This is a genomic window from Tabrizicola aquatica (genome assembly GCF_002900975.1).
In the GTDB taxonomy this organism is placed as follows: domain Bacteria; phylum Pseudomonadota; class Alphaproteobacteria; order Rhodobacterales; family Rhodobacteraceae; genus Tabrizicola; species Tabrizicola aquatica.
Window position 1 is genome coordinate 1545906 of record NZ_PJON01000001.1, and the last position, 18964, is coordinate 1564869.

Sequence of the window (18964 nt, forward strand, 5' to 3'; positions counted from 1 at the left end):
GTCACGAAAGAGCGGCGGTCCCTTGGGGCCGCCGTTTTCTATTGGCGTCCAAAGGACAAGCGGCGCAGGTAGAAAAGCCCCGCACCAAGGCCAAGCGCACACAGCCCGTGGACAAGCGCCTGCACCAGCCTTTGATACACTGGGACGACGAAATAGTCGCCAAACGCAATCGCAGCGGCGCTGCCATCGGACAGCATTCCCGTCGCATAGAGATGAGCGGCAATCAGCAGCAGGTAAAGCCCGGCCAGCACCAGCGCCCACTGCACGCCCAGCAGCGCGATGTCCCCGGCCCGCCTCATCCGAAATAGCGCTCTGCCGGCAGATAGCCCGCCAACCGCCCCGCCGCGCACCAGTCGCGCTCCAGCCCAAGGTCGCCGACCAGGATCACCTGATCCGACGGCACCTTGCCCAGCGCCGCCCGCAAGCGATCCCGCATCTCGCCGAACCCCGCCAGCGCGTACGGCGCAGGCCAGACCCCATCCAGCACCGGATTGGCCGCAGCGACCATGCCCGGCGTCAGCGGGGCGACGGCCAGCGCCAGCCGCCCGCATTGCACCGCCGCCAGCTTCGCCGCCCGGTCCTGGGGCAAGGCCGGCCGCAAGACTGACACCCGCAACGCGTTGGAGGAAAAGAGAAACGCCACCACGTCATTCCCCGTGGCCGCCCGCACCCCGGCATAGGTCTTGTAGTCCAGCCCCAAGGCCTGCGCCCGCTTGACCCGCAGGCGCACCACCTCGATCGGCAGGGTGGGCAACAACCGCGCGCGGGCCGAGGACCAGCAGTGCCTCCGCCAGCTTACCCCGCCCTCCAGCGAGGGCCCTCCGTTATGCCCGATCTCGCCCATCACAATCTCCGTGGCATTTGATTCAAATTGTCTTTCACATTTGCACAAATATCCCACAGGTGCGTCCAGTGGTGCGCCATTGGTTCAAGAACCACTGGACGCGGGGGGATGTGAAATCCCCCGGGGCCAGGCAAGGGCGCGGCCTCAGTCGTATTCGCGCAGCCGCGCCACGTAGCGGGCCATCGTATCCACTTCCAGATTGACGAAATCCCCCACGGCAACCTCGCCCCAGGTCGTCACCTCTTGCGTGTGCGGGATCAGGTTGACCCCGAACTCGACCCCCGCGACCTCGTTCACGGTCAGCGAGGTCCCGTTCAGCGCGACCGAGCCTTTGGGCGCGATGAAGCGGGCCAGGGCGTCGGGGGCGCGGAAGGTGATGCGGACTGACCCGCCCTCGGGCGCCACGCGCACCACCTCGGCCAGCCCGTCGACATGGCCCGACACGATGTGCCCGCCCAGTTCGTCGCCCACTTTCAGCGCGCGTTCCAGGTTGACCCGCTTGCCCGGAACCCAGCCGCCCAGATTGGTTTTCGAAACCGTCTCGGCCGAGATTTCCACGTCGAACCAGCCTTCGGGGCCCAGGGCGACCACGGTCAGGCAGACCCCGTCGCAGGCGATCGAGGCGCCGATGTCGATGCGGCTGGTATCATAGCCCGTGGCAATCCGCGCCCGCAGGTCGCCGGTGACCCTGGTCTCGACGATCCGGCCGACATCGGTGACAATTCCGGTGAACATCCGCGCTCTCCTCTTTGCATCCGAGGTAAAGCGACCCCGCGCGGCTGGCAAGCCCACGGTCCGCGCCGCCTTGATCTCTTCACGATTTCCCGCCATTTCCGCTGTATTCCGGCGCAAGAACCGGGCGAGACGAGGGACCCCGTGACCGACCGCCGCTTCCTGTTCCTGCAAGGCCCGCATGGCCCCTGGTTTTACCGGCTGGCCGGGCTGTTGCGCGCGGCAGGGGTCCAGACCTGGCGCGTCGGCTTCAACCTGGGCGACCGGGTATCCTGGCCCGGCGCGGGCTATATCCCGTTCAACGACAGCCAAGAGTCTTGGCCCCAGACCTGCGCCAGCCTGATGGAGCGTTTGGGCATCACCGACCTCGTGATCTACGGCGATACGCGGCCGATCCATGCGCAGGCCGTGCGGCAGGCGCAGGCGCGGGGGATCACCGTGCATGTGTTCGAGGAAGGCTATCTGCGCCCCTATTGGGTGACCTATGAACGCGGCGGCGCGAACGGCCATTCCCGGCTGATGCAGTTGGACCTGGCCCAGATGCAGGCCGCACTGGACCGGGTGGACCGCGACCTGCCCGACACGCCCGGCACCTGGGGCGACATGCGCCAGCACATGTTCTGGGGCGCGCTGTATCACGGGTTCGTCGCGCTTGGCTTCCGCGCCTATCGCAACTTTCGCCCGCATCGCGCGCTGACCGTGGGCCAGGAATTCCGCCTGCACCTTGCCCGTTTCCTGCTGATGCCGTTCCACCGGCTAGAGCGGCGGCTGGCCACCCTTCGCATCCGCAATGGCGGCTTTCCCTATCACCTGGCGATCCTGCAGCTGGAGCATGACGCCAGTTTCCGCGACCACTCTCCCTTCGCCAGCATGACCGACTTTCTGGCCCTGGTGATCGACGGCTTTGCCAAGGGCGCGCCGCAGCATCACCACCTGGTCTTCAAGGCCCATCCGCTGGAGGATGGCCGCGTGCCGCTGAAGCCCGAGATCCGGCGCCTGGCCCGGCTGCACGGGATTTCCGACCGCGTCCATTTTGTCCGAGGTGGCAAGCTGGCGCAGCTTTTGAACGACGCGCGCTCGGCCGTGACGGTGAATTCCACCGCCGGGCAACAGGCGCTGTGGCGCGGGCTGCCGCTGCGGACCTTCGGGACCGCCGTCTATGCCAAGCCCGAATTCGTCTCGCACCAGCCGCTGGAAGAGTTCTTCACCACGCCCAAGCGGCCGGATACCCGGGCCTATCGCGACTATCGGCAGTTTCTGCTGGAAACCTCGCAAGTGGTCGGCGGCTTCTATTCCTCGCGCGGGCGGCGCGCGCTGCTACGACAGGTGGTAGATCTGATGCTCTCGCCCGAGGATCCGTACCAGGCGCTCTTGTCGGGGAACGCGGCACCACGGCAACAGTTGCAGCTCGTCCGCTGAAATCGGCTGCGCCCGCTGGTCAAGTCGCGGGGCTTTGGATAGATTTTCGCCACAAAAGCAAAGCGGAACGCAGGGGATACGGGCAGTGCGAGTAACCGGCACGAAGTTGGCAAGGGCCGTGGTGCTTCTGGCCTCGGTGGCTTTGGTCGCCTCTTGCGGCCTGCCGCGCAGCGGCCCGAACAAGCGCGAGATCATGGCCGGCTCGGTCGACCGCAAGGGCGATGCGTTCATCGTGACCGTGACGCCGCAGGTCAGCCGTGCAACTGCGATGCAACCCAGCTTCGGCTTCAGCGACGGGTTCCGCAAGGCGGGGGTCATCGGCTCGGACGTGATCAGCGCCGGGGATACCCTGGGCGTGACCGTGTTCGAGAACGTCAAGGATGACCCGCTTCTGGGCAATACCGGCCAGCGCGTGACGCCCCTGCAGGAAGTCCAGGTTGACGGCCAAGGCTTCATCTACATCCCCTATGCCGGGCGCATCAAGGCCGCCGGCCAGACGCCCGAGGGGCTGCGCCAGGCGATCACCCGGCAACTGGAGGACCAGACGCCCGATCCGCAGATCACCGTGACCCGCCTTGCCGGCGACGGCGCGACCGTGTCGATCGCCGGTCAGGCGGGCGCCAATGGGGTCTATCCGATCGAACCCGGCACCCGCACCCTGGGCGCCATGCTGGCCCAGTCCGGCGGCGTTACAATCGACCCGGCGGTTGCCATCGTCCGCGTGACGCGCGGCGGGGCGACTGGCAAGATCTGGCTGCAGGACCTGTACGAGAACCCGTCGCTGGACATCGCGCTGCGCCCCGGCGATCAGATCGTGATCGAGGAAGACAGCCGCAGCTTCATCGCCCTTGGCGCGACCGGTGCGCAAAGCCGCGTCCCCTTCGAAAGTGCAACGATGTCCGCGCTTGAGGCCATCGCGACTGTCGGTGGGCTTTCGACCTCATCAGCCGATCCGACCGGCGTCTTCGTGCTGCGCGACGAGACCGAGGCCATCGCCAATGCCGTTCTGGGCCGCACCGATCTGGTGGGCGACCAGCGCGTCGTCTACGTCTTGGACCTGACCGAGCCGACCGGCCTGTTCGAGGCGCGGGATTTCCAGATCCGCGACGGCGACACGCTTTATGTCACCGAGGCACCCTTCGTGCAGTGGCAAAAGACGCTGGGCGCGATCACCGGCACTGCGGGTGCGGCCACGAACCTGGCGAACACCACCAATTCCGGCAGCAACTGACCGCGTCGTGGATGGGCCGGGGCGGAAGCTGGGGCTGACCGGGGTTCCCCGGCGGCTCTGGCACCAGAACCTTTCCATCGCGCGGAACCACCGGCTGCACCGCATCCTGGAACTTGCCGGGCACGAGCTGCACCTGGGCCTGCCCGGACCGGGCGACGGCGTGCTGGTCTGGGGGCGTAGCCCAACCGCCTGGCGCGGAGAGCGTCTTGCCGCACGGCGCGGTTGCCCCCTCATCCGGGTCGAGGACGCCTTCCTTCGCTCGATCCATCCCGGCCGCTTGGGCGAGGCTCCACTGGGGCTGCTGATCGATCCGGTTGGCGTGCATTTTGACAGTGCAGCACCCTCTCGGCTGGAGCAACTTCTTGCGGAGGATTTGCAGAATTCGAACCTTCTGCTGCGTGCCTCCCAACTAATTGAGCGAATTCGCCATCTTCACCTTTCAAAATACAACAATTTTGACATCGCACTGCCCGTGCCCGAGCCAGGCTTTGTTCTGGTCGTCGACCAGACCCGGGGCGACGCATCGATCCGTCATTCCGGGGCCAAGGCATCCGACTTCGCCGCTCTCCTCGACGCCGCCTGCCGCGACTATCCCGACCGCCGCATCCTGATCCGCACCCACCCCGAGACTTCTGCGCGCCTTCGCCCCGGACATTTCGGCCCGCAAGACGCCGGGGGCCGCGTGACCCTGTTCACCGATCCTGTGTCGCCCCATGCCCTGCTGGCCGGGGCGGCTGCAGTCTATACAGTCTCGTCGCAGATGGGGTTCGAGGCGATCCTGCACGGTCACCGCCCGCATGTCCTTGGCCAGCCCTTCTACGCCGGCTGGGGCCTGACCCAGGACGCACGTCCCCTGCCCCGCCGGACCGCCCGACTGACGGCTGAACAGCTTTTCGCCGGTGCGATGATCCTCGCGCCGCTGTGGTACGACCCTTGCCGAGACCGGCTGTGCGAGGTCGAGGACGTGATCGATCAGCTGGAGGCCGAGACCCGCGCCTTCCGCGAGGATCGGAGGGGGCACGTCGCGGCCGGGATGCGGCTGTGGAAGCGCCCGCATCTGCAGCACTTCTTCGGGCCGCTGCGGTTCCGCGACGATCCCGTGGCCGCCGACCGACTGGCTGCCACTTCAGGCCGCGGCCTGCTGATCTGGGCGGGGAAAGAGCCGCCCGGCTTTCAGCCCAAGGCCCCTTGCCTGCGGGTCGAGGACGGGTTCCTGCGCTCGCGCGGGTTGGGGGCGGATTTGGTCCCGCCCCTGTCACTGGTCACCGACGACCGGGGGATCTACTACGACCCCTCGCGCCCCTCGCGGCTGGACGACATCCTGTCCCGTCCGATGCCGCCCGGGGGTGAGGTGCGGGCTGCGGCGCTGATCGGGCGGCTGCGGGCGGGGGGCTTTTCGAAATACAACCTGCCCGCCCCGCCGCTGCCCCCCCTGCCCCCTGGCCACCGCATCCTGGTGCCGGGCCAGGTAGAGGACGACGCCTCGATCCTGCGGGGGGCGGGGGCGGTGCGGACGAACCTGGACCTGCTGCGGGCCGTCCGGGAGGCGAACCCCTCGGCGGTGGTGATCTACAAGCCGCACCCAGACGTGGTGGCCGGGTTGCGGGCGGGGGGAATGGACGGGGGACTGGCCGATCTTGTGATCGAAAGGGCGGACCCCGCGGCGCTGCTGGGGGCGGTGGCGGAGGTCTGGACGATGACCTCGCTTCTGGGCTTCGAGGCGCTGGTTCGGGGGGTGCCGGTAACCTGCCTTGGGGCGCCGTTCTATGCCGGGCGGGGGCTGACACGGGATCTGGGGGCGGTGCCGGGCTGGCGGGACAAGGTCAGCCTGGAGCGGCTGGTTCACGCGGCGCTGGTTGAATATCCGCGGTATTGGGATCCGGTCTCGAAGCGGGCCTGTCCGGTGGAGGTGGTGCTGGATCGGCTGGAGTCGGGTCAGGGGCTGGGGGCCGGGGCGGTCAACCGGGGGCTGGCGAAGCTGCAGGGGTGGCTGGCCGGGTGGGCCTGGCTCTGGCGGTAGTGTCCACGGTGGACATTCTAGGATTTTCTTTTGTTTTCCGAAACTTGGTCGCGGACGTTAGGGGTTTCTTAACACCTGTCCACGCGGCACTTAGGGGGCCGAGACGGGGGTGATCTGGTTTGGCACCTGGCCCGCGATTTCCAGGATCAGCTTGCGGCGCAGCGCGGTCACGAAATCCTGCCGCCCGAGAGCGGGGATGGCAAAGGCGCCGGGGCCGCCGATGATGCGGTCCTGATACTCTTGCAGCAGGGGGTCGTCGGGGCCTTCGTCCAGGATCGGCAGGCCGTTGATGACAATCCCGGCGGCAAGGACCTCGGCCCGCGCGTCCTCGATACTGGCGCCGGAAAAATTGCCGGTGCTGTCGCCGGAAAAGTCGATCACTTGCCGCAGGGAGGGGATGTCGTTGGTCTCGATCAGCCGCTTGCCTTCGAGAAGGGCGTTGCCGATGGCGTTGCGGCCGGTGGCGAGGCGGGGGGGTCCGAGGAGGGCGGCCGCAAAAGCCTCGGCCGTCTCGGGGCTGTCGATGATGGTCCAGCCGACGACGGTGGCCTGGTTGGCGGCCCATTCGACGTAGGTGACGGCGATAGAGCCGGTGAGGGTGTTCGAGATCGCCTCCAGCACGGCGGGATCGGTGATCGCGGTGGCGATGCTTTCGCGTTGGAAGTCGATCTCGCCTTGCGTGATCGACCCGGAGGCGTCGGCGAGGAGGACGAGTTCGAGGTCCACCTCCTGGGCCTGGAGGGGGGTGGCGAGGCAGAGGAGGAGGGCCAATGTCCGCATGGGGTGGGATATGGGGCGGGGGTGGGTCGCGGCAAGTGTCCACGGTGGGTGGGTTGGAGTTTCCTTGCGGCGGCAAGGGGTTGAGTGTGGGCGTTAACCGGATGGTAGGGGTGTTTTTGGGGGAGCCGATCTGAAGCCCGACCTACGGGGGGTCGCTTGGAGACACCCCACCCCGGCCTTGAGCCGGGGTCTCCCGGTGACACAGGAGGCCCCGGATCAGGCCCGGGGCGGGGTCTTGGATGACGGCGGGGGGCAAAGCGGACCGCGACCGGGGGGCGGGTATGGAGCGGTCAGATTTGCTTTGGGCAAATCTGACGGGGTTTGGGGCGGTAGGTTGGCACACACTAAGCTTGCTTGGGTCAGCGCGATGCATGGATCATTGCGTAGCAATTAGGCTACGTCCGCCACCAGATAAACTTGAAAGAGTTATGTGCTTCGCATGACTCGATGCAACTTCACTGAATATCGTCGACACTGTGGCAAGGTCGACAAAGTTGCAGAACTTTAGGCGGTCCTTATCCGAAACGAAGAAGATGCCTAAACTGGCGTCGTCACGAATAGATCCGAAACTGAATAAAAGTGAGTGCATCATTTGGTTTGCGAGATAGCTTACACTTGTCTGCACCAAGTAGGGCCTATCTAAGTCGAAGTAGTCATAGAATTCAAAGCGTTCATAGGAACCCATCGGGCGCAGCGCTTTGCACCTTTCGACGGGGATTTGCATTTCAGCAACTCTTTTCTCAATCTTCGCTCCGGCTTCAATCAACTTCCTCACAGAGAAGAACCCGATGAAGATATCCCGCTCCAGAAGATCGAAAGTATCACTCCGAATGTATTTGAAATTCAGGACCTGCGTTATTCGGTTCGCTGTCCGAGTGAGCTCGCGCCGCCAAGGCCAGCTTTCATAGATCATAGTGAGCGCCCGTCAAACATCCAACTCCTCCACAAACCGCGCGTTCTCCTGGATGTACTGGAAGCGCAATTCCGGCTTCTTGCCCATCAGGCGCTCCACGAGGTCGCTGGTATCCCCCGGTTCGTCCTCGTCAATCGACACCCGGATCAGCTTCCGCGTAGCCGGGTTCATCGTGGTGTCTTTCAGGTCCTTGGCGTCCATCTCTCCCAGGCCCTTGAATCGCTGGACGTCGATTTTCCCCTTTCCTCCCAACCCCTTGGCGAGCCAAAGCTCTTTCTCGGCGTCGTCGGCGACGTACATCCTCCGCGCCCCCTGCGTCAGGCGGTAGAGGGGCGGGCAGGCCAAATACAGGTGGCCCTTGTCGATCAGGGGGCGCATCTGGGTGAAGAAGAAGGTCATCAACAGGCTGGCGATATGCGCGCCGTCGACGTCGGCGTCGGTCATGATGATGATCTTTTCATAGCGCAGGTCGTCCAGCTTGAAGCGGGTGCCCATGCCGGTGCCCAAAGCCTCACAGAGGTCGCGGATTTCGGCGTTGTCGTTCAGCTTGGCAGAGGCGGCGCCGAGGACGTTCAGGATCTTGCCCTTGAGGGGGAGGAGGGCCTGAGTCTCGCGGCTGCGGGCGCCTTTCGCGGAGCCGCCGGCCGAGTCGCCTTCGACGATGAAAAGCTCCGTGCCCTCGCGGGTTTTCGAGGAACAGTCGGTGAGCTTGCCGGGGAGCCGCAGTTTCTTGGTGGCGGTCTTGCGCTGGGTTTCCTTTTCTTCTCGACGGCGCAGGCGTTCTTCGGCGCGGAGGACCAGGAAGTCGAGGATCGCGCCTGCGGATTTCGGGTCGGCGGCAAGCCAGGTGTCGAAATGGTCGCGGACGGCGTTTTCGACCCATTTGGCGGCTTCCTCGGTGGAGAGCCGGTCCTTGGTCTGGCCGACGAAGCTGGGTTCGCGGATGAAGATCGAGAGGAGTGCGCAGCCGCCGGTGAGGAGGTCGTCGCGGGTGATCTGCTCGGCCTTGCGGTTCTTGACGCGCTCGCCATAGGCACGGATGCCTTTCAGGATCGCGGCCCAGAACCCGGCCTCATGCGTGCCGCCTTCGGGGGTGGGGACGGTGTTGCAGTAGGAGTGGAGGTAGCCGTCCTGCGCGGGGGTCCAGTTGATCGCCCATTCGACCGAGCCGGGGATCTGATATTTTTCTTCGAACGAGACGCGGCCGGCGAAGGGACGTTCGGCGTAGGTGGTGAGTTTCCTGAGGGACTCGTTCAGGAAGTCGGCCAGGCCGCCGGGGAAGTGGAAGGTCGCCTCCATCGGCGTGTCGCCGTCGGGGGTGGCGGATTTCCAGCGGATTTCGACGCCCGAGAAGAGATAGGCCTTGGAACGGGCGAGTTTGTAAAGGCGGGCGGGTTTCAGGGTCTGGGAGCCGAAAATCTCGGGGTCGGGGTGAAAGGTGACGGTGGTGCCACGGCGGTTCGGGGTGGGGCCGAGTTTGGCGATCGGGCCCTGGGGGATGCCGCGCGAGAAGGATTGTTCGTACAACTCCTTGTTGCGGGCGACCTGGACGGTCATGCGGTCGGAGAGGGCGTTCACGACCGAGGAGCCGACGCCGTTCAGGCCGCCGGAGGTGGAGTAGGCCTTGTTCGAGAACTTGCCGCCGGCATGGAGGGTGCAGAGGATCACCTCCAGCGCGGATTTGCCGGGGAACTTGGGATGGGGATCGACGGGGATGCCACGGCCATTGTCGCGGACGGTGACGGCGTTGTCGGCGTGCAGTTCCACCTCGATCCGGTTGGCGTGGCCCGCGACGGCCTCGTCCATCGCGTTGTCCAGGATTTCGGCGACCATGTGGTGCAGCGCACGCTCATCCGTGCCGCCGATGTACATGCCGGGGCGCTTGCGGACGGGTTCCAGGCCTTCGAGCACCTCGATCGAGGAGGCGTCATAGGTGGTCGCGGCCTGGGAGAGAAGGTCGTTCGGCATGGGATGTCCTGTCTGGGCGTGGCCGCATTAGATCACCTTGCGGGGGAGAGGCGCAAGATGTGGGGTCTGGTCGGGGGCGGCCGGGCGGCCTAGGTTCACGGACAAAGAGGAGAGATGCGATGCGGATACTGTTCACGGGCGGGTCGGGCAAGGCGGGGCGGCATGTGGTGCCCTATCTGGTGGAGCGCGGCCATCGGGTGCTGAACTTCGACAAGGTCCCGCTGGGGCATCCCGAGGTCCATGACCTGATGGGCGATATCACCGATGCGGGCCAGGTCTATTCGGCGATGCGCACCCATGCCGGCTATGACGAGATGGAAAGCCCCGCGGGCGCGCAGCTTTTCGACGCGGTGGTGCATTTCGCCGCCGTGCCCCGGCATCTGATGGTGCCGGATACCGAGACCTACCGGGTGAACACGGTCGGCACCTACAACGTCATGGAAGCGGCGTTGAAGATGGGCATCCGCAAGGTGATCATCGCGTCCAGCGAGACGACCTATGGCGTCTGTTTCAGCGACGGCGTGGTGGACCCCAAGGTGCTGCCGCTGGAGGAAGATTACGACATCGATCCGATGGACAGCTACGGCATGTCGAAGAAGGTGAACGAGGTCACGGCCCGCAGCCTGCAACGCCGCTTCGGGGCGGATGTCTATGCGTTGCGGATCGGCAATGTGGTGGAACCGCATGAATATGCGACGCTGTTCCCTGCGCTGAAGGACGATCCGGGGCTGCGGCGGCGGATCACCTTCAGCTACATCGACGCGCGGGACCTGGGGCAGATCGTGGACCTGTGTCTGAAGACGGATGGCCTTGGGTTCCAGGTGTTCAACGCGGTGAACGACGAGAACGCGGTGCCGCAGCCGAACTCGGAACTGCTGCCGCGCTTTTTCCCCAACGTCCCCCTGTCGCGGCCGGTGGGCGAGCGGGAGGGCCTCTTGTCCAACCGCAAGATCCGGGAGGTGCTGGGGTTCAAGGAAGCGCATCCCTGGCAGAAGTATGTGCCTTGATCGGGCGCCGGACCGGGGGGTTTCACACCCCCCGGACCCCCCGTGAGATATTTCGGGAAGAGAAAGCCATTCTTGAGACGGCGCGGGTTAACGTTAATCGGGTGTTTACCCGACTCGGTCCATCATGGCTGGGCGGTACAGGCGGGGACGCCGATGACCGCGAAGGGAAAGACACCCCGCGGCTTGGCCTGGCCTCCCGCGGGGTGTTGACCGAAGGCTGACGCCGCGCAATCCTTGCTGGAGGTTCGTGGCACGGCGCAGATGTCACATCAAGACAAGGTTCGGGCGGTGGCGCCATGCGAAGTCGGAAATCCTTGACGCAGGCCATTCGGCTGGGAATGCGGGCCGTCGCCCTGGCTTTCGCCGTCGCAAGTCCCGCCTTGGCCGACTTCGACGACAATCTGGCAGATGCGCTGACACCGGAGGCCGTTCATATGGCTTATGATGCGGCTACAGCAGGACGGCCCACGCAACCTCGGCTGCTGGGCACGGCATTCGTTGCGGCGGAAGACCGATTCTTTTTCGACGAGGTTCCGGCCAGGTCAACCCTGACGGCCACGATTGCGCAATGGTACCCGCCCGACGGCAGCGACCGATCGATCAAGCGGCGACTGCGGAAGCTTCAGGTCGGTATCGCGCTGTCGGATGCCCTGAGCCACGATGAAATCCTTGCCTGGTACATGGCCGGGATCTATCTGGGGCGGAACTGCTTCGGGGTCGACGCCGCCGCGATGGCCTATTTTGCCCGGCCGCCAGAGCAACTGCGCCTGAGCGAGATGGCGTTTCTCGCCGCACTTGCAAGAACACCAACCCTGTTCGATTCCGCGCAGGGACCGGACAAGGCCTTGCAGCGCCGCGATTTCGTGCTTGCAGAAATGGCAAAGGCCGGCTTCATAACCGAGGATGAGGCGCGACAGTCGGCGAATGACCCTCTTGCCGTGACCATGCCGCAGCAAGGGTGTGGCACCTGATACGCAGGCCGCAGCAAGCAACCGCCGCTTTGCCCACTTTCCCTTCTTCAAATATCCCACGGGGGGTGCGGGGGGTGTGAAACCCCCCGCTCCGCAGGTGCAACCCTTACGCCGGTTCGGCCATCCGGGCGGCCCACATCTTCTGGAACGCGGGCCGCGACTGGCACCGCTCCAGCCAGGACTTCACGGCCGGGAATTCGCCCAGTAGCGTCGGGTGGCCCTGGGCGTAGCGCAGGGTTTCGGCAAGGTTCAGGTCGGCCACGGTGAAGCGGTCGCCCAGAAGGCAGGGATGCGCCGACAGGTGCGCCTGAAGCCGCTTCAGCGGGCGGCGGAGTTTCTCGGCGCAGATGGCGATGGCGCCCTGCCCTTCCGGGGTCTTGTCGCCGCCTGCACCCTGGATGTTCAGGATCTCCAGCGCCGGGCCTTCTACTGCGGTCACGGCCAGCAGCGTCCACTGGTCGATCAGCGCCTGTTCGGCCGGGGTCCGGGGGCCAAGGTCGCCGCCCCGGGTGCGGGCGATGTGGTTGGTGATGGAGAGGCTCTCGGTCAGCACCAGGTCGCCCTCGACATAGGCCGGGATCTGGCCCTGCGGGTTCACTTGCAGGAACGCGGGCGAGGTGGTGTTCAGCGGCGCGTCGGGCGCGCTGGCCTGGGGCAGGCGGTAGGCCTGGATGACGGGGACGTGGTCGAACGTTTCGCCCAACTCGTACAGCAGCCAGATCGGGCGCGAGGCGCGGCTGCGGAAGACTCCGTAAAGGGTGGCCATCGGGTGACTCCTGTGGTGACGAAAGCAGCCTAGTGGGTGTAGAAGGCAAGAAAAAGGGCCGTCCGAGATGGGATTGCTTGCGCGGCGGCCCTAACCCTGTCTGCTGGTGCCATGACCTCTACCGGCCCGACCTCCACGACTGCCTCATTCGCCGATCGCGACCACCGGGCCGAGATCGTCGAGCGGTTGTATGACGTGGCGGTAGACCCGATCCGGCTGGAAGAGTTGCTGGAGGTCTGGGAGGGCCGCGTCGCGCCCTTGCGCGACAGTGCCATCGCGCTGGAGGACGCCGAGATCGAGGCGCATCTGGCGCGGGCGACGGTGTTTCTGGACCGCTATGACGCGGCGGCGGTGCGGGACGGGCAGCCCTCGGTGCTGGAGGAGATCCCGCGCTCGGCCGCGTTTCTGGCGGATGGCGGGGCACAGGTGGCGGGCTGCAACCGGGCGGCGGGGTTGGCTTTCGGGATTGCCGAAGGCGGGCCCTTTGCCGCCCTGCCCTTCGAGCCCGAGGACCGTGAACTGTTGCAGGGCGTGATCCGCAAGGTGGCGCTGCGCAAGGCCGAGAAGGTGGTGACGCTGCGCATCCGGTCGACCGTCACGGGTAGTCCGGTGATCCTGCGCGTCAGCCCGGTCGAGGGGCCGAAGCCGCTGGCGCTGGTCGTCTCGACCGAACTGGTCTGGCCCGAGGGGTTCGCCACCACCGTGCAAGAGGCCTTCGGGCTGACCGCGGCCGAGGTCGAGATCGTGCGCGGCGTGACGCTGGGCCTGCCCTTGCGCGATATCGCCGAGGCGCGGGGGCGGTCGCTGGAGACGGTGCGGACGCAGGTCCGCTCGGTCCTGGCCAAGACCGAGACGCACAGCCAGGCGGAACTGGTGCGGGTGGTGCTGGGGCTGATGGATGTGGCGCTGGTGCCAGTCGCGGGTCAGGCCGGACCTGCCGCCCGCGGCGAGCTGGAGCCGCGGCCCTGGCGCGAGATGCGGGCGGTGGACGGACGGCGGCTGACCTGGATCAGCTTTGGCGATCCGGCGGGGCAGCCGGTTCTGTACATGCACCTGGACTATGGGCTGATCCGCTGGCCGGCGGCGGCGGAGCGCGCGGCGGCGGCCCGGGGGTTGCGGGTGATCGTGCCGGTCAGGGCGGGCTATGGTCGGACCGATCCCTTGCCCAAGGGTGCCGACCATCTGGAGGGGGTGACGCAGGACTATGCGGCGGTCTTGGACCATCTCGGCCTGAAGGGGGCGGTGGCGATCCCGCTGGGGGCCGATCTGCGCTTTGCGATGCACCTGGCCAACACGCGGCCGGACCTCGTGCGGGGCATCGTCGGCGCGGCCTGCCAGTTGCCGATCCGCACGCCGGCGCAATACGAGCGGATGGACAAGTGGCAGCGCTTCATCCTGGCCAATGCCCGTCACGCCCCGCGCGTGCTGCCCTTCCTGGTGCAGGCCGGGTTCAGCCTGGCGCGGCGGCTGGGGAAAGAGCCGTTCTTCCGGCAGGTGAACGGCGGGAGTGCGGCCGATATGGCGACCTTTGCCCTGGCCGAGGTGAAGGCGGCGGTGCTGGAAGGCTCGGACGTCTGCATGTCGGCGAAGTGGTCGGCCCATGCGGCCTTTACGGCCGAATGCATCGGGTCCGAGAAGGACTGGTCGGCAGTGGTGCGGGCTGTGCGGGTGCCGGTCAGGCTGCTGCAGGGCGACCAGGACCCGCAATCCCCGGTGCAGACGATCCGCGAACTGGCGGCGGAGTATCCGCATCTGGCCGTCGAGTTCCTGCCCGAGACCGGACAGCTTCTGTTCTTTGCCGCCTGGCCGCAGGTGCTGGACGCGGTGCAGCGGATGCTGGCAGCGGGCGCTGCGGTTGGGACGGGCCACTGATTTTTCGCCGGTCTACTCAACTTGGGGTATGCCGTCTGACGCAGCGACAGCTAACAGGAAGGGGTCGCGCGATATTGGCGGCGGGACCTTTTCCGACAAATCCTTGAAAGCGGCGGGGGCGGCAGGATCTGGAACCTGCCGCCCTTTCCTGTTCTGCAGCGGTCGGCCTGCGCGCCAACGGAATTCGCCGCCCGGCTTGATCCGCGTCAAGGCGTCGCGCGGCATTTCGTGCTGGAAGGGACCAACCCTTTCCAAGCCGCAGATCCGGGAGATGCCCATGGACGACAGCCAGATGATCGACGCCCGCACGGATGCGCCTGCAGTGGCCACGCCCGTTCCGGAGGCGCTTGCCCCCGAAACCCTTGCCCCGGAGGCCCTTACCCTTGAGACCGAGGCCGAGGCTGCGGGTCCAAAGGCGTTTCCGGTCGCGGAGACGCCGCTGCACCAGGCCTTTGAATCCGGCCGCTACCCCTATGCCCGGCTGATGGGCCGCGTCAGCTATGAGGCCGAGAAGGCCAAGCTGCAGGCGGAACTGCTGAAGGTGCAGATCTGGGCGCAGGAGACCGGGCAGAAGTTCGTCATCCTGATGGAAGGCCGTGATGCGGCCGGCAAGGGCGGCACGATCAAGCGGTTCATGGAGCATCTGAACCCGCGCTATGCCCGGGTCTGCGCGCTGACCAAGCCCAGCGACGTGGAAAAGGGCCAGTGGTTCTTTCAACGCTATATCGCGCATCTGCCGACGGCGGGGGAAATGGTGTTTTACGACCGCAGTTGGTACAACCGCGCGGGGGTAGAGCGGGTGATGGGCTTCTGCACGCCCACCGAATATCTGGAGTTCATGCGCCAGGCCCCGGAGTTGGAGCGGATGCTCGTCCGGTCGGGCATCCGGCTGTACAAATACTGGTTCAGCGTGACGCGCGAGGAACAGCGCGCGCGGTTCCTGGCGCGCGAGACGGACCCGTTGAAGATGTGGAAGCTGTCGCCGATCGACAAGGCGTCCCTGGACAAGTGGGACGACTATACCGAGGCGAAGGAGGCGATGTTCTTCTACACCGACACCGCCGACGCGCCCTGGGTGATCGTGAAGTCGAACGACAAGAAGCGGGCGCGGCTGAACTGCATGCGGCATTTCCTGTCGACGCTGGACTATCCCAACAAGGACCACGCGGTGATCGGCCAGCCCGACCCGCTGATCGTGGGCCGGGCGGTGCAGGTGCTGGGGATGGGGCCGGAAATCTACGACTCGGCCACGCATCCGGCGATGCACCGGGGCTGACGGTTGCTGAATTGAGCGCTGGCGCGCGCGGCTTTTGTCTCGTCGTCGGGCTTCGCCTCCTCCTCGGCTGACGAGGGGCGCTGCCCCTCGAGCTCCCCGGGATATTTGGGGAAGGGAAAGCGGGGGTTGTTGCCGGTTGCGGTTGGCCCCCTTGGCAGGGGCGTCGGGGCTGACTAGGTTGCGCGCCATGCGCTGTGCTGTGGTTCTTCTTGGATGCGGTCTGGCCGGCCCGGTGCTGGCCCATCCGCATGTCTGGATCGAGACCAAGGTCGAGGTCATCCTGAACGAGCGGAACGAGGCGACCGGGGTTCGCATCGGTTGGACCTATGACGAGTTGTACTCGCTGTACATCACCGCCGACCTGGGGCTGGACCCGGATGGCGACGAGATGCTGACCGAGGATGAGGTCGCGCGTCTGTCCGGGTTCGACATGAACTGGGACGCGGGCTTTGCCGGAGACACCCATGCCCTTTTGGGCGAGGCGCCGCTGGAATTGTCGGGGCCGCAGGAGTTTGGCGCAAGCTATGCGGAGGGAAAGATCACCTCGACCCATCTGCGGGTGTTTGCAAAGCCGGTGCCGGTGGGCGACGTGCCGCTGGTCGTGCAGGCCTATGATCCGGGGTATTATGTGGCCTATTCGATCCCCGAACGTGCGGTTCTGACGGGCGGCGCGGGCTGCACGGCGCAGGTCTTTGTCCCCGATCTGGACGCGGCGCAGGAAGCGTTGCTGGCGGCGCTGTCCGAGTACACTCCCGACGTCGATCTGGAGGCCGAGTTTCCGGCCGTGGGGGCGAATTTCGCCGAAGAGGTGCGGGTGACATGCGCCGCGCCCTGATGCTGGCGGGGCTGGTGCTGGTGGTGACCCTGGGCCTGTTGTGGGCGACCGGGGCGCTGGCAGGGTTGGCGGACTGGCTGCAGGGCGCGCAGCGGGCGGCGCAGGAGCGGCTGGCGGGCGCGATCCGGGCCTTGCGGCGGGGCGATCCGGGGGCGCTGGCGGCGTTCTGGGGGCTTTGCCTGGCTTACGGTGTGCTGCATGCGGCGGGGCCGGGGCATGGCAAGCTGGTGATCGGCGGCTATGGCGTCGCGCGGCGGGTGCCGGTCGGGCGGCTGGCGGGGCTGGCGGTTGCGTCCAGCCTGGCGCAGGCGGCGGTGGCGGTGGCGCTGGTCTATGGCGTGGTCCTGGTTCTGGGGCTGGAGCGTGGGCGGGTCGAGGGTGCGGCCGATGATTGGGTAACGCCCTTCGGCCATGCGATGATCGCGGCGCTTGGGGTGTGGCTGGTCTGGCGTGGGGCGCGCGGGTTGCGGGGGGGCGCGGGGCCTGCCGAGGGGCATGGGCATGACCATGGACACGCACATGATCACGGGCACGGGCATGTGCATGGGCCGGGGTGCGGCCATGCGCATGGCCCCTCGGTCGAGGCGGTGGCGCGGGTGACGGGGTGGCGGGATGCGGCGCTGTTGGTGGGGGGGATCGCGATGCGGCCCTGCTCGGGTGCCCTGTTCGTGCTGGTGGTGACCTGGCAATTGGGCATCGCGCTGGCGGGCATCGCGGGGGCCTTTGCGATTGGCCTGGGGACCGCGCTGGTGACGGTCGGGGTCGCCCTGCTGGCGGTCTGGGCGCGCGAGGGGGCCTTGGCGGGCCTGGGCGGCGGCCGGGTCGCGCGGGCGATGCCGGTGCTGGAACTTGCGGCGGGCGCGGCGCTGGCTTTGGCCGCGCTGGGGCTGTTGTGGCAGTCGCTTTAGACGCTGCGCTGCGGCGGAGCGGGTGGGTTGTGAAGCCACGCGGCCCCGCGTAAGCCTGCGGCCATGACACAGATGACGACCTCGACCCACGCGCGGGAGACCCTGGCGCTGGGGCTGCCGCTTGCCGGATCCTCATTGGCGCAGATGGCGCTGCATGTCACCGATGTGGTGATGATGGGCTGGTATGGCGTGGTGCCGCTGGCCGCCGTCGTGCTGGGCGCGTCGAGTTTCTTCATCGTCTTTGTCCTTGGCTCGGGCTTTGCCAAGGCGGTGCTGCCGATGGTCGCGGCCGCCCTGGCGCGGGGCGACGAGACCCAGGTGCGACGTGACACGCGGATGGGGCTGTGGCTGTCGATCGGCTTTGGCGCGGTGGTCTATCCGGTGTTCTGGTGGTCGGGGCCGATCCTTCTGGCCCTGGGCCAGAAGCCCGAGGTTGCGGCCATCGGGCAGGATTACCTGCGCATCGCCGGGCTGGGCATGGTGGCGGCGCTGTGCGTGACGGTGCTGCAAAGCTATCTGTCGGCGTTCGGGCGGACGCAGGTGGTGCTTTGGGTCACGCTGGCCGCCGTGGGGCTGAACATCGCGGTCAACTGGGCGCTGATCTTCGGGAACTGGGGGTTCCCCGAGTTGGGCGCGCAGGGGGCGGCGGTCGCCACGGTGACGGTGCAGGTCTTTTCACTGATCGTCCTGGCGCTTTATGCCGGGCTGTTGCCGGCCCTGCGCCGGTTCCATCTGTTCCAGCGCTTCTGGCGGTCGGACTGGGTCGCGCTGCGGCAGGTCTGGCGGCTGGGGGTGCCGATCGGGCTGACCGGGGTCGCCGAGGGCGGGTTGTTCCATGCCTCGGCGCTGATGATGGGGTGGATCGGCACGGTGCAGCTTGCCGCACACGGGATCGCGCTGGAAGTGGCGGCGCTGACCTTCATGCTGCATGTCGGCCTTTCCAGCGCCGCGACGATCCGGGTTGCCCGGTTCGAGGGGCGGGGCGACTGGCCCGGCCTGCGTCGGGCGGCGGTCGTCGCGGTGGCGCTGTCGCTGGTAATCGCGGTCGCCTCGGTCGCGCTGTTCCTGACGCTGCCCCGGCCGATCGTGGCGCTGTTCCTGGACCTGGAGAAGCCCGAAAGCGCCGAGATCCTGGCCTATGGCGTGGTCCTGCTGATGGTGGCGGGGCTGTTCCAGCTGGCCGACGGGATGCAGGTCATGGCGCTGGGGCTGTTGCGCGGGATTCAGGATACGAAGGTGCCGATGGTGCTGGCGGCGGTCAGCTATTGGCTGATCGGCATCCCGTGCAGCTATGTGCTGGCCTTTCCGATGGACATGGGGGGCGTGGGGCTGTGGCTGGGGCTGGTGGTGGGCCTGTTCTGCGCGGCGGGCAGCCTGATGTGGCGGTTCTGGCGGCTGGTCCGGGTCTGAGCCTTGGGCGGG

17 protein-coding genes are annotated in these 18964 nt (G+C 66.8%); 10 read left to right on the forward strand and 7 right to left on the reverse strand.

Annotation, left to right across the window (positions count from 1 at the left end):
• Window positions 1-38: 38 nt before the first annotated feature.
• The 3 genes from CXR42_RS07630 to CXR42_RS07640 all read right to left on the reverse strand — a co-directional run bounded on the left by CXR42_RS07630 (window position 39) and on the right by CXR42_RS07640 (window position 1579).
• A complete protein-coding gene (locus CXR42_RS07630; protein WP_103256816.1) occupies window positions 39-299 on the reverse strand; it encodes a hypothetical protein in 261 nt (86 codons plus the stop codon).
• Window positions 296-844 (reverse strand): hypothetical protein, encoded by a 549-nt coding sequence (locus tag CXR42_RS07635; RefSeq protein WP_180995987.1) that lies wholly within the window; start codon window positions 842-844, stop codon window positions 296-298. The genes CXR42_RS07630 and CXR42_RS07635 overlap by 4 nt, the downstream gene beginning before the upstream one ends.
• Window positions 845-988: 144 nt before the next feature.
• Entirely contained in the window at window positions 989-1579 is a 591-nt protein-coding gene (locus CXR42_RS07640; RefSeq protein WP_103256818.1) for a riboflavin synthase, read from the reverse strand.
• 141 nt (window positions 1580-1720) lie between these two features.
• On the opposite strand from CXR42_RS07640, the gene CXR42_RS07645 reads away from it, so the two are divergent.
• The 3 genes from CXR42_RS07645 (at window position 1721) to CXR42_RS07655 (ending at window position 6246) form a co-directional block, all read left to right on the forward strand.
• Window positions 1721-2995: a capsule biosynthesis protein gene (locus CXR42_RS07645; protein ID WP_103256819.1), complete on the forward strand. Its 1275-nt coding sequence runs from the start codon at window positions 1721-1723 to the stop codon at window positions 2993-2995.
• An 85-nt stretch (window positions 2996-3080) separates the two neighbouring features.
• Window positions 3081-4226, forward strand: a complete 1146-nt coding sequence (locus tag CXR42_RS07650) for a polysaccharide biosynthesis/export family protein (protein ID WP_103256820.1) — start codon at window positions 3081-3083, stop codon at window positions 4224-4226.
• A 7-nt stretch (window positions 4227-4233) separates the two neighbouring features.
• Window positions 4234-6246, forward strand: a complete 2013-nt coding sequence (locus CXR42_RS07655; RefSeq protein ID WP_425444844.1) for a capsular polysaccharide biosynthesis protein — start codon at window positions 4234-4236, stop codon at window positions 6244-6246.
• A gap of 90 nt (window positions 6247-6336) precedes the next feature.
• On the opposite strand, the gene CXR42_RS07660 is transcribed toward CXR42_RS07655, so the two are convergent.
• The 3 genes from CXR42_RS07660 to parE all read right to left on the reverse strand — a co-directional run bounded on the left by CXR42_RS07660 (window position 6337) and on the right by parE (window position 9907).
• Window positions 6337-7026: a DUF1194 domain-containing protein gene (locus CXR42_RS07660; protein WP_103256822.1), complete on the reverse strand. Its 690-nt coding sequence runs from the start codon at window positions 7024-7026 to the stop codon at window positions 6337-6339.
• Window positions 7027-7402: 376 nt separating this feature from the next.
• The gene (locus tag CXR42_RS07665) at window positions 7403-7939 is read right to left on the reverse strand and encodes a hypothetical protein (protein WP_103256823.1); all 537 of its coding nucleotides are present in this window, start codon (window positions 7937-7939) and stop codon (window positions 7403-7405) included.
• Between the two features lie 12 nt (window positions 7940-7951).
• Complete coding sequence (parE, locus tag CXR42_RS07670; protein WP_103256824.1) at window positions 7952-9907, reverse strand: DNA topoisomerase IV subunit B; 1956 nt, start codon at window positions 9905-9907, stop codon at window positions 7952-7954.
• Window positions 9908-10026: 119 nt separating this feature from the next.
• Between parE and CXR42_RS07675 the strand changes: the two genes are divergently transcribed.
• Both CXR42_RS07675 and CXR42_RS07680 read left to right on the forward strand, forming a co-directional pair.
• Window positions 10027-10914 carry an NAD-dependent epimerase/dehydratase family protein gene (locus CXR42_RS07675; RefSeq protein ID WP_103256825.1) on the forward strand — a complete coding sequence of 296 codons (888 nt, stop codon included), beginning with the start codon at window positions 10027-10029 and terminating at the stop codon, window positions 10912-10914.
• Between the two features lie 380 nt (window positions 10915-11294).
• Window positions 11295-11885: a biosynthetic peptidoglycan transglycosylase gene (locus tag CXR42_RS07680; protein WP_180995988.1), complete on the forward strand. Its 591-nt coding sequence runs from the start codon at window positions 11295-11297 to the stop codon at window positions 11883-11885.
• A 106-nt stretch (window positions 11886-11991) separates the two neighbouring features.
• On the opposite strand, the gene CXR42_RS07685 is transcribed toward CXR42_RS07680, so the two are convergent.
• Window positions 11992-12651 (reverse strand): glutathione S-transferase family protein, encoded by a 660-nt coding sequence (locus CXR42_RS07685; protein WP_103256827.1) that lies wholly within the window; start codon window positions 12649-12651, stop codon window positions 11992-11994.
• A 111-nt stretch (window positions 12652-12762) separates the two neighbouring features.
• Between CXR42_RS07685 and CXR42_RS07690 the strand changes: the two genes are divergently transcribed.
• The 5 genes from CXR42_RS07690 to CXR42_RS07715 all read left to right on the forward strand — a co-directional run bounded on the left by CXR42_RS07690 (window position 12763) and on the right by CXR42_RS07715 (window position 18952).
• Entirely contained in the window at window positions 12763-14523 is a 1761-nt protein-coding gene (locus tag CXR42_RS07690) for a bifunctional helix-turn-helix transcriptional regulator/alpha/beta hydrolase (RefSeq protein ID WP_103256828.1), read from the forward strand.
• A gap of 277 nt (window positions 14524-14800) precedes the next feature.
• The gene (gene ppk2 / locus CXR42_RS07700) at window positions 14801-15799 is read left to right on the forward strand and encodes a polyphosphate kinase 2 (RefSeq protein WP_103256830.1); all 999 of its coding nucleotides are present in this window, start codon (window positions 14801-14803) and stop codon (window positions 15797-15799) included.
• Between the two features lie 187 nt (window positions 15800-15986).
• Window positions 15987-16634: a DUF1007 family protein gene (locus CXR42_RS07705; RefSeq protein WP_103256831.1), complete on the forward strand. Its 648-nt coding sequence runs from the start codon at window positions 15987-15989 to the stop codon at window positions 16632-16634.
• On the forward strand, window positions 16619-17542 hold the full coding sequence (locus tag CXR42_RS07710) for a nickel/cobalt transporter (protein ID WP_103256832.1): 924 nt from the start codon (window positions 16619-16621) through the stop codon (window positions 17540-17542). The genes CXR42_RS07705 and CXR42_RS07710 overlap by 16 nt, the downstream gene beginning before the upstream one ends.
• A gap of 63 nt (window positions 17543-17605) precedes the next feature.
• The gene (locus CXR42_RS07715; RefSeq protein WP_425444845.1) at window positions 17606-18952 is read left to right on the forward strand and encodes an MATE family efflux transporter; all 1347 of its coding nucleotides are present in this window, start codon (window positions 17606-17608) and stop codon (window positions 18950-18952) included.
• The last annotated feature ends 12 nt before the right edge of the window (window positions 18953-18964 follow it).